We start from the raw sequence: 9,934 nt of genomic DNA, 5'->3' as shown, positions 1-9,934 counted from the left end.
TTTAATACGTTCTACGCCGAAGCATCGGCGAGCGGCCATTTGAGGGAGCGCGGTTCCAGCGGCGAAACACCGCCTTTCGGACTGACGATCTGCTGCTCGTATCCCATTTTGCCGAAAACGTGCCAGGCGTGGGTTAGCTCCGATAGCCACAAACCAGTAGGCTCGGTCTGATCGGCATAATTGCCGACGTTAGTGACGACCTGCAGTATGCGTTTTGTCATGTTCAAACGTCCTTTCACTATTCCTGGGCGCACATTGCGGACGCATTGCGGCGTTGCTGCAGTCAGATACACCGGCGCCCACGATACGCTCGACTGGCTGAACGATAACCTTGAAGTAAAGTTCAAGGTCACGGTTGCCGGAGGTTGCTCACAGCCCCAAGCGGTACACCTTGTTCACTGTGCCTCGAAAGAGGGTCTCTCGTTCAGTCGGACTTGCGTTAGCTGTCAAACGCTTGAAGGCATTCCAGCCGTTGCTATACGGGTAGGAGCCTTTGTCCACAGGGAAGTTGCTTTCGAACATGCAGCGATCTGCACCGAACATTTCAATGCACGATTCCATCCACGGCTTCCACGTTTCGGCGAGTTCGACCGACGACGGCGGTCGAGCTTCCTTTTCAAAGTCAAAGCCATTGATGCGCATGCCTAGTCCGCCGACTTTGACGTAGATATTAGGCAGTTGCGATAGCTCGCGCATCGAGCGAGACCAAGTTTCGAAGACTTCCTTTCGACGATCTTGATAGGAAGCAATACGCAGCACCCCGCCGCAGTGATTGATGATGATCGGCGTGTTGGGGAATGCTTTTGCCAGATCGAGAAGCTCCGGCAGTTGCGGGAAGAACAGCCACGCATCGTAGGACAGGCCTAGCGGCGCCAATTGAGCCACTCCCTCCCGATAGCTCCGGTCGAGTAGCAGCCCGCGAGGAGCCGCAGTCAGTGGATTCGCCAGCGTCGTATCGGCATCCCAAGTCACCAGGTGCCGCACGCCACGAAAGCGTCCGTCTCCAGCTTTGAGCTCAGCTTCGAGGACTTCCCGCACCTCGGCCCCTCGACGAAGATCTACGTATCCGACCATACCACTCGCCACCTTCGGTTTGGCCTTCTGCAGTGATGCGGTAACGGTCGTCACGTAGTCGATTTCGCCTATCGGACGCATGAATTCAGGACCATCCATACGGTACCGTGTGAGCGCCTGCATATACACCGATGCAATGACGTTATGCCCCGACCGGGCGTCTTCGAGGTATTGGTCCAGCATGTATATCCAGCCGGGTCGCTCGTAGAAATGGTGATGCGCGTCGATGATAGGCATGTCGGGCTCGAGTGCCGCCTCGGTGTTGGAGGCAAGCCATTCCGCCCGAACCGGAAGATAGTTGCTGGTTGTACTCATGCTGTGGACTTCCTCTTTTGCAAATACCTTGTGTTGAGCAAGGGCAGGAATCACGATCGATGCTGCGGTCGCACTAAGAAGCTGTCGGCGCCGGGGTGAATGTCTTGATTTCAACTTTTATTTTCCCTTGTTAAAAGCGTAAAGAGACAAAGTCAGCAAGGTTGTGATGGCGAGTACCACCGACAATCCGAGCATTCCGGCCGTGTAGGTACCGAAGCTGTCCTTCAGATAGCCGACGAGGTACGGACCCGCGAAGCCGCCCAACGCACCGATCGAGTTGATGAGCGCGAGGCCACCGGCAGCTGCTTGTCCGGAAAGGAACCGAGCCGGCAATGTGAAAAAGATGGTGCGGCCCGCGATGGTGCCGATCAACGCCAGCGTGATGCCGACCATGGCCGGAACCAATTGGTTGAAGTAGGTCGACACGCCCAGTGCGATCGCACCTATGAACATACATGCGGCCAAGTTCGCAATGTGACCGCCGCGGCGATCAACCCGCTTAGCCCACCAAAGCAGAGCGATGGTGGCGAAGAAGTAAGGTATTGCGGACACCCATCCGGTCTGACTGACGGTCATCCCGTGGCTCTTCAGGATCTGCGGCAGCCAGATTCCGATACCGTAGGAGCCCATCGTGAAGCCGAAGGAAATCATCGCGAGGACGTACACACGCACGTCTTTCAATGCAGCGGCGAAGTCTTTCTTCTTGCCACTCGCTGCACCTTCACGATCAAAGGCGCTTTGCAACGCTTGTCGCTCCTCCGGCGAAAGCCACTTAGCATCGGCAGGCCTGTCAGCAAGAAGCTTCAGTACGAGGACGCCGAGCACGCATGCCGGCAGACCTTCGACGATGAACATCCATTTCCAGCCCGCGAGGCTGAGGAACCCGTCCATCTTGAGCAGCCACGTCGAAAGCGGTCCACCGATAAGCGAGGAGAGCGGCGTCGAAACGGTGAACCATGCGAGCACTCGCGTGCGATAGTTCGCAGGAAACCAGATCGCGAGGAAGAAAATTACGCCGGGAAAGAAGCCGGCTTCGCCTATGCCGAGCAGCAAGCGAATTACATAGAAGCTGGTCGGTCCAACAGCGAGCGCCGTGGCGGCGGCGAAAAAGCCCCAAGTGATCATGATGCGCGCGAGCCAACGCCGTGCGCCGAAGCGATACAGCGCCAGGTTGCTCGGAACTTCGCACAAGCAGTATCCAGCGAACATGATGCCTGCCCCCCAGCCAAACTGAGTCGCAGTCAGTCCAAGGTCGCGGTTCATGGTCAGCGCTGCAAATCCGACGCTGGTCCGATCAAGGTAGTTGAAAAAGTACGCGAGCGCGAGAAGTGGGATGAAGCGCCACGCGGCTTTCCTAACCGCCTGCTGTTCAAGCGTCGAATCGACGGACTTCTCGCCCGCCAGATTGGAGGATATGGATGTCATGGTTTGTCGTCTCCTTCGAATCACTGGCCGAACTGAGCCGTGCAGGCTCGCCCGGCACTGCAATCCGTTAGTGCTCTTGAGATTAGGCACTCGCCAGTTCGTTGGCCGAGGCGCTTGTCGCGCCCCCTGTCTGTGAGGCTTGGCACCGGACTACGCCTGCCTCGGTCAACTGTCGGAGGTCTTCATGCGAATAACCGAGCTGCATGAGCAGGGATTGCGTGTCTTGACCCAGTGAAGGCGGTGCGGCGCGCAATCGCAGGCGTTCTCCGCCGAGTGTCAGCGGCAGCAGCGCTGTCTTGGTGGTCACTGGCTGGCCGGCCCCACTCGCGTCGGGCGGCAAAGTGACGTCTGCGAGGCCGCCGGTGGAAAGCAGATGCGGGTCGTCGAACAGATCGTGGGGTTTCGTAATAGGCGCGTACGGAAGCCCGCAGCGCTCGAAGACCGCGCTGATTTCGGCCGCAGTGAAGGCTTCCAAGTGAGCGCGAAGCTGCGGCAGCAACCAGTCCCGTGCCTGCACGCGTTGATTGTTGGTGGCGATGCGCTCGTCGCTCTTCAGTTCCGATAATCCGAAGGCGTCACAGAAGAGCGCCCATTGAGTATCGGAGACAACCGCCAGAAATATCTGCTCGCCATCCTTGAGCGAGAATACGTCGTAGACAGCCCACGCCGAGATACGACCCGGCATCGGGGCCGCAGGCTTCCCCGTCACGGCGAACTGCATCATGTGCTGCGCGACGAGGAAAATGTTGTTCTCGAACAAGGCGCTCTGAACCTCCTGCCCGCGTCCAGTGCGTTCACGTTGGGCGAGCGCGGCCATTGCACCAATGGCACCGAACATACCGCCCATAATGTCGTTGACGCTCGTCCCGGCTCGTAAGGGACGGCCTTCAGGGCCGGTCATGTAAGCGAGGCCGCCCATCATCTGTACAACCTCGTCGAGCGCGGTGCGATGATCGTAAGGACCAGGCAAGAAGCCCTTGTGCGAGACGTAGACCAGACGGGGGTTGAACCTCGACAGCGTGGCGTAGCTCAGCCCCAGCTTGTCTACCGTCCCGCTCTTGAAGTTTTCACTGAACACGTCGGCGCCGGCGACCAGCTTGTGCACGATCTCGCAGCCGCGCGGGTCTTTCACATCGACGGCGATGCTCTTTTTGTTGCGATTGAATGTGCTGAAAAAGCCCGCTCCTGAGCCTCGCAGCGATCGTGTGCTGTCACCCGCGATGGGCTCGACCTTGATGACTTCAGCGCCCAGGTCCGCCAACACCATCCCACACGTCGGTCCCATCACCATGTGCGTCATCTCGACGACACGCACGCCGCTGTACGGCAGGGTTTGATTCGCTTGAACTTCGCTCATTGCGCAACTCCCAACAAACAGCCTTCCGGTTGAGGCGCGCTTGGCGCGCGCCCATCTGCATATGTGAAACCTATGGGCAATCCGGCGTCCTGTACATGCCCGTACAGCGCCTCGCCCGGCAGCGCTTCAGTCAGAATCGCCCGAGCCGCAACGAGCTTGTCGATATCCACGCCCGTGTCGTAGCCCATTGCTTCGAGCAAAAAGGCGAGGTCTTCGGTAACGATGTTGCCCGTCGCTCCAGGTGCGTACGGGCAGCCGCCGAGGCCTGCCTGGCTCGCATCGATTGTTGTCACGCCGGCGTCGAGTGCGGCGACCACGTTCGCCAGTCCTTGACCGCGCGTGTTGTGAAAATGGGCACCGCCCGCTTTTTGGCCCACTTCCGATTGCAAGCGACGAAACAGCCGACGAACCTGCGCCGGATTGGCGTAGCCGCTCGTATCAGACAGGCCAACCTCGTCTACGCCGCACTCAGTCATTGCCAAGCACATACGCATGGTCTGGTCATCGGTCACCGTGCCCGCGATCGTGCAACCGAATGCGACTGACACTCCTGCTTCGATCTGCACGTTCGGAAAGCGCTCGTTGCGCAGCCCGACCACGTTGCGAACTTCTTCGATCATCTGCGCCGTGGTTTTACGGATGTTGGCGGTGGAATGTTCGTCGGTGACCGAGACCGGCAACGTGACCTTGTGGACGCCCGCTTCGAATGCACCTTGACAGCCACGCAAGTTAGGTGCGAGGACCGCAACGTGAAGGCCGGGGATCGAGAGAGCGTGAGCCACGACCTCGCGTATGTCAGCCATTTGCGGCAGGAGCTTGGGCGGCACGAAGGAGCCGACTTCAATCTCCTTCAAGCCCGCAGCAGCCAGCGCGGAAATCCAACGCAGCTTGGCCTCGGTAGGCATGACGCTCTTGATGCTTTGCAGGCCGTCACGCGGGCCGACCTCGCTAATCAAAATTCTGGGTGTACTCACGATCGCTCCTTCGGTAAGTTCTGTTACACAGACCTGTGTTCTACTAGAAAGAACTATAGAGCAACCGACGGTCACCGTTAAGAGGGGTTAACCCACGATTTTAGAACTTGAGTTCTGTTGCGCAGAACTGTACAGTGGAGGCATATCATTTGGAGGACTAGCGTGCCTACGCAAAAAGCCGCAGCGGCCGAGCCGCCTGTTGACGCGCCTGAGTCATCTAGCGGCGTCGCCGTATTGGACCGAGCCTTCTCGATTCTCAACGCCTTCGGACCGACCGACGATCGCCTGACGCTGACCGAGTTGTCGCGGCGGACCGGCTTGTATAAGAGCACGGTACTACGCTTGCTCGGGGCTTTGGAACACGGCGGCTTTATACGTAAGCTAAGCGACGGTCAGTACGCTATCGGTCATCAACCGTTGCGCCTCGCGAGCCTCTATCAGCGATCGTTCCCGGTTGGTCCGGTTGTCGAGCCAATACTGCAGCAACTCAGCCGGGACCTCGGCGAAACTGCGTCCTTCTACGTGAGGCACGGGGATCGACGACTAGTCCTGTTTCGCGTGGAGCCGTCGAGGAGCGTACGCGTATCGATACGAGTCGGCGAGGAGTTCGATATTGGAAAGGGAGCGTCAGGTAAAGTTTTGCTCGCCTTCACCGAACCGCTGGACGAGCGTTGGAGAGAGGTGCGTAACCAACTTTGGGCAGTCTCCTACGGCGAACGCGATCCTGAAACGGCTTCAGCGTCGGTGCCGGTATTCGACGCAGTCGGTGACTTTGTAGGAGCGCTCACTCTGTCCGGACCTAAAGGAAGAATCGATGCTCCGTCCGCGATGGACGTTGCAGTTAAGGCTTTGCTGGATGGAGCCAAACAGGCAACGGCAGGGCTAGGCGGAAGAGGCGCCAGGTACGATGCAAGCATTGCCTCGTTTTCTGAGACGTCCACGGTGAGCCATATCAGAAAGGTGGGCGTATTAGCTGAGTGAGAGTCGAATGGCCGCTTCGCCATGTCGAACCGACATGTGTGCACGATCAGGAGCAAGTTCATGAATGACTGCAACTGGCCGGCCGGCTGCGGCCGCATAACACTGGTCGGGACTGGGCCACCCCATGGTCTCGATCAGTGGGCGGCGCCGTTCAACCCTCGCCAAAACCATCGTCCGGATGTAGCGCTTCGAGCGGCTCGAGGATCGTCCTCACCCGCGTGAGCTCCATGACATATTCGTCGATCAGATCGAGCGCGTCCAGCACCCGCTCGGGCAAGGTGCCTTCGCGTCGCGACGGCACCGACGGTGCACTGTTCAACACGGCGTGCGCCATGCTATGGATCTCCAGCAGATCGTCGCGTAATCCCTCGGGATCATGAAGTTGGGTGCGGATGCGATCGACGATATCGACTGCAGCCAGCAGGCGGGTTGTGTCGTAGCTCGATTCGAGCCGCTCGAGTGCGGCGGTGTCGACGTCGCCGAAATAGGTCGTCGTGATGGCCGGGCGTGCAGTCATGGGCGGGAGGCGTAAGTACGGGCAGCATGGCCGAACAGCGGGTCCCTGATCCAGGCTTCCGGCCGACGATCCAGGTGCAGTTTATAGTGACCGAAGCGTCGGATGTTGTGGGTCGGGTACGGGCTCAGAAACTCGATGTCTTCGGCGCGCACTTTCTCGCCGTTTGCCGCCATCTCGCGCAGCGCCTGCATCATGTCCACCGTGTTCTGCAGGATCACGGCCGACGCGACCAGGTCGTTGTAGCGTAGCCGCTTCTGCTGCTCCTCGGGCTCGTTCTCGGCGATCACGTCGCCACCGAACGACAGCCATTTGGAGAAACCATTGTACGACTCGATCTTGTTCGTGTTCGCGGTGACCTCCTGCCGCAATTCGAGGCTGCCGATCCACTCGAGCAGGAACACCGTGCGCACGACGTTGCCGAGTTCGCGCGCGGCCAGGTACAGCCGGTTCTTGCGGCTTTCGGAGCCGAGCCGGCGCAACAGCAGCGGCGACGAGATCGTGCCGGCCTGAATCGACAGCGCGACCTGCATTAGCTCCTGCCAGTGCTGCTCGATCAGCACCCAGTCGATGGTCGCCGTGAACAGCCTGTCGATGTGCCTGTATTTGGCCTTGCTGTCCGGCCGGTACAGGACGAGGTCCTTCCAGTTGCGAATCCGCGGCATCAGGTTGATGCCGAGCAGGTACGTGAACGCGAAAACGGCGGCCGACTGTCCCTGCGTGTCGGCATGGACGGTGTCGGCCTTGACCGACAGGCCCGCTTTCAGCAGCCCCTCGATCACATAGATCGCTTCCCAGACGCCCGGCGGAATGAAGTGCTGGAACACCGCGATATAGTTATCGGCGACGTGCCGGTACGCGACCGCGCCCATTTTCCGGTAGCGGAAGTGATAGCCAGCCAGCAGATTGTTGTCGTAGAAGTCGTACTGCGTGCCGTCGGCCGCCACCGTCTTGCCATCGCCCCAGTGTTTGGGCAGGTCCAGCCGCAGGTACAGTTCAATCAGTTCACGCTGCGCGGCCTCAAGCCTGTCCAGGCTCATATGCCGGCGGTTGACGAACGAGAGCATGTGCGCGGTGACATCCGAGTCGAGATGGCGGGCCGCCTGGGTTGGGCCGAGATTGCAGCCCATTGCGAAAATGGTCAGCAGGTAGCGCTCGGCGGCCTTGCGAATCTGGGGATCGCTCCCAGACAGCGGCCCGAAGTGCCGCGTGAAATGCGTCCAGTGTTCGATGTTCGCGAGGATGTCCAGCATGTTCCGCGTTGGCAGGCGGGCGTTCAGCCGCTCCTGCAATGCGATCGCGCTTGCCGGGATCTCTTTCGCGACGGTTTTGCGCAGGATCGGCTCGCCGTGACGGTCGATCACGACGTGCTCGCGCTTGCGCGGTAATTCAGCGTCGAGCTTGCGGGAAGCGTCTGTCAGCCATTGACGGAGATGGCGCACGAAGTCACTGCCGGTCGTTGGCATGCCGAGCTTGTCGCAATAGTCCGGCAACTGCTGCTCGCATTGCCGCCATGGCAACAGGTGGTCCCGATAACCACAAATGGAACCCGAGCGGATGCGCGCCGATGTGAACAACGCCAGGACAACTTTTGTCCACGCCGCACGCGCCGGTCTGAACGAGCGCTCGATTTTTCACGAACCGTGGTGGCTGGATATCGCGACCGGGGGCAACTGGAAGCTGGCGTCGGTTCATGAGCGCGGTCAACTGATCGCTGAAATGCCGTACACCGTGACGCGCAAGGGCATCTGGCGCCTCTCGACCTTGCCCCCGCTAACGCGCACGCTCGGTCCCGTGATTCCGGCAGCAAAAGGCAAGAGCGACGATGACTGGCGTCATTGCTTCGGTGCAACGCAAGCCCTGGTCGAGCAGTTGCCGGAGTGCGCGCTGTTTCACCAGCGGTTCGACCCGCACGTCTCGGATGCCATGGGATTTGCGTTGCTGGGCTTCGAGGTCGCCGTAAGCTATACGATGCGGATCGAGCCCGGCAGGGCCGAACCGGAGGTGTGGGCCGGACTTCGGCCGAATACCCGCAATCTGATTCGCCGTGCCGGCGAACAGCACACCGTTCGTCAGATAACGGACGCGAACCTGTTCGTCAGTTTCTACGATGCCAATTTGACGCGCCGGAATCGGGACAACGTGTACGGCACTCACGTCATGAAGCAACTCGTCGATGCCTTCATCTCGAGGGGATCCGGCATGGTGCTTGGCGCCTACCAGGCGGACGGCAGCTTGTGCTCCGCCATCGCGGTGATATGGGATCAGCACACGATGTATTACCTGCTGTCGTCGAGAAAAGAAGATGCCCATGGCGGTGTCATCGGCCTGTTGTTATGGAACGCCATGCGCAATGCCAGGGAAAAAAATCTCACTTTCGATTTCGATGGGATTTCCAATGTCGGCATTCTCAAGTTCGTCAGTGGCTTTGGGGGAACCCTGGTTCCGCGGCTTGAAGTTAAGCGGGCGAGAGCGGACTATGCCGCGATGCGAAGCATCGTGCATCTGGGGCGATCCGCATCACGGGCGGTACGCCAGCGCGTACGGCGACAGGAGCGTGGCGAGTGATGACGATTGCGACAACGCGAACACCTTCCTGAACATCGGAGCGGGAAAGCGATTGTCGTACAGCCGAGGACCTCGAGTTGTACCGGCGCAAAACGCGACGGAAACATCCGCATCGCCAGGACGGCAATTCAGGCACGTTCGGCGGCGATCAGATCGATCATCCGCAAGTTGCACGTGTGTCGAACAAACGTGGCAGCAGCGTTTGACGATGTTCCTGAACAACCCGCTTATCCCATCGTATCGCTGCCGTGGGTGATCGTAATGGACAAATCGTGTTTGAGGTAGATCGACGCTGGGATGGTCGCGCAACTGACGAAGCACGGAAAGGCATTGGCGACTGTCTGCGTCGGTACAAGCCTTGGCGGGAAGACCAGCGTACAGTCGCTGGCAAGGAAAGAGCGCGGTTGCGTGATGCCCAACTGCAGATAGTCCCACTGTACCGCTGAAGCACCGTCTTTTATCCACCCAATATCGTCATTGTCAGTTTCCAGGAAACAGGCATGCTCAGCTCACAGGGTTTCGCAATCAGGCTCGTGGAGCAGGCACCGCGTCTGGTAGGCATGAACCGCGCTGGCCTGGACGCCCTGTTTGAGCGCCAGCTTGTCGTGTTGGAAAGCCGACGTCCGGGCACGAGCACCTTTAATCTGACGGCCCGGGCTCATTCAGTTCTCGGTGCAGTGACTCGAACCAGTAGCTTCACACATCAGGCCGGATACCCGACACATT

At 59.5% G+C, this 9,934-nt stretch carries 7 protein-coding genes and 2 pseudogenes; 2 read left to right on the top strand and 7 right to left on the bottom strand.

Annotation, left to right across the window (positions count from 1 at the left end; genetic code table 11):
- Positions 1-14 precede the first annotated feature (14 nt).
- From ACOCG7_RS34705 to ACOCG7_RS34685, 5 genes and pseudogenes are all read right to left on the bottom strand, one after another.
- Positions 15-221: pseudogene (locus ACOCG7_RS34705) on the bottom strand (type 1 glutamine amidotransferase domain-containing protein); the annotation flags it as partial.
- A 148-nt stretch (positions 222-369) separates the two neighbouring features.
- Complete coding sequence (locus tag ACOCG7_RS34700; RefSeq protein ID WP_421380879.1) at positions 370-1,389, bottom strand: amidohydrolase family protein; 1,020 nt, start codon at positions 1,387-1,389, stop codon at positions 370-372.
- Between the two features lie 117 nt (positions 1,390-1,506).
- Entirely contained in the window at positions 1,507-2,814 is a 1,308-nt protein-coding gene (locus tag ACOCG7_RS34695; RefSeq protein WP_267600974.1) for an MFS transporter, read from the bottom strand.
- An 82-nt stretch (positions 2,815-2,896) separates the two neighbouring features.
- Complete coding sequence (locus ACOCG7_RS34690; RefSeq protein WP_421380876.1) at positions 2,897-4,171, bottom strand: CaiB/BaiF CoA transferase family protein; 1,275 nt, start codon at positions 4,169-4,171, stop codon at positions 2,897-2,899.
- Positions 4,168-5,145 (bottom strand): hydroxymethylglutaryl-CoA lyase, encoded by a 978-nt coding sequence (locus ACOCG7_RS34685; protein WP_421380873.1) that lies wholly within the window; start codon positions 5,143-5,145, stop codon positions 4,168-4,170. Before ACOCG7_RS34685 ends, ACOCG7_RS34690 begins: the two co-directional genes overlap by 4 nt.
- A 162-nt stretch (positions 5,146-5,307) precedes the next feature.
- Between ACOCG7_RS34685 and ACOCG7_RS34680 the strand changes: the two genes are divergently transcribed.
- On the top strand, positions 5,308-6,126 hold the full coding sequence (locus ACOCG7_RS34680) for an IclR family transcriptional regulator (RefSeq protein ID WP_421380870.1): 819 nt from the start codon (positions 5,308-5,310) through the stop codon (positions 6,124-6,126).
- 151 nt (positions 6,127-6,277) lie between these two features.
- Here ACOCG7_RS34680 and tnpC read toward each other — a convergent pair whose 3' ends face one another.
- Positions 6,278-6,643: a Tn3 family transposase post-transcriptional regulator TnpC gene (tnpC, locus tag ACOCG7_RS34675; protein WP_421380867.1), complete on the bottom strand. Its 366-nt coding sequence runs from the start codon at positions 6,641-6,643 to the stop codon at positions 6,278-6,280.
- Positions 6,640-8,253: pseudogene (locus ACOCG7_RS34670) on the bottom strand (Tn3 family transposase); the annotation flags it as partial. The pseudogene ACOCG7_RS34670 and the gene tnpC, both read right to left, overlap by 4 nt.
- On the opposite strand from ACOCG7_RS34670, the gene ACOCG7_RS34665 reads away from it, so the two are divergent.
- Positions 8,183-9,208 (top strand): GNAT family N-acetyltransferase, encoded by a 1,026-nt coding sequence (locus ACOCG7_RS34665; protein WP_421380864.1) that lies wholly within the window; start codon positions 8,183-8,185, stop codon positions 9,206-9,208. The pseudogene ACOCG7_RS34670 and the gene ACOCG7_RS34665 overlap by 71 nt on opposite strands.
- Positions 9,209-9,934: the final 726 nt, after the last annotated feature.

This window comes from Paraburkholderia sp. DD10 (genome assembly GCF_049177125.1).
GTDB classification, from domain to species: domain Bacteria; phylum Pseudomonadota; class Gammaproteobacteria; order Burkholderiales; family Burkholderiaceae; genus Paraburkholderia; species Paraburkholderia terricola.
Note: the sequence above shows the minus strand (reverse complement) of the source record. Positions and strands in the feature narration are given on the sequence as shown.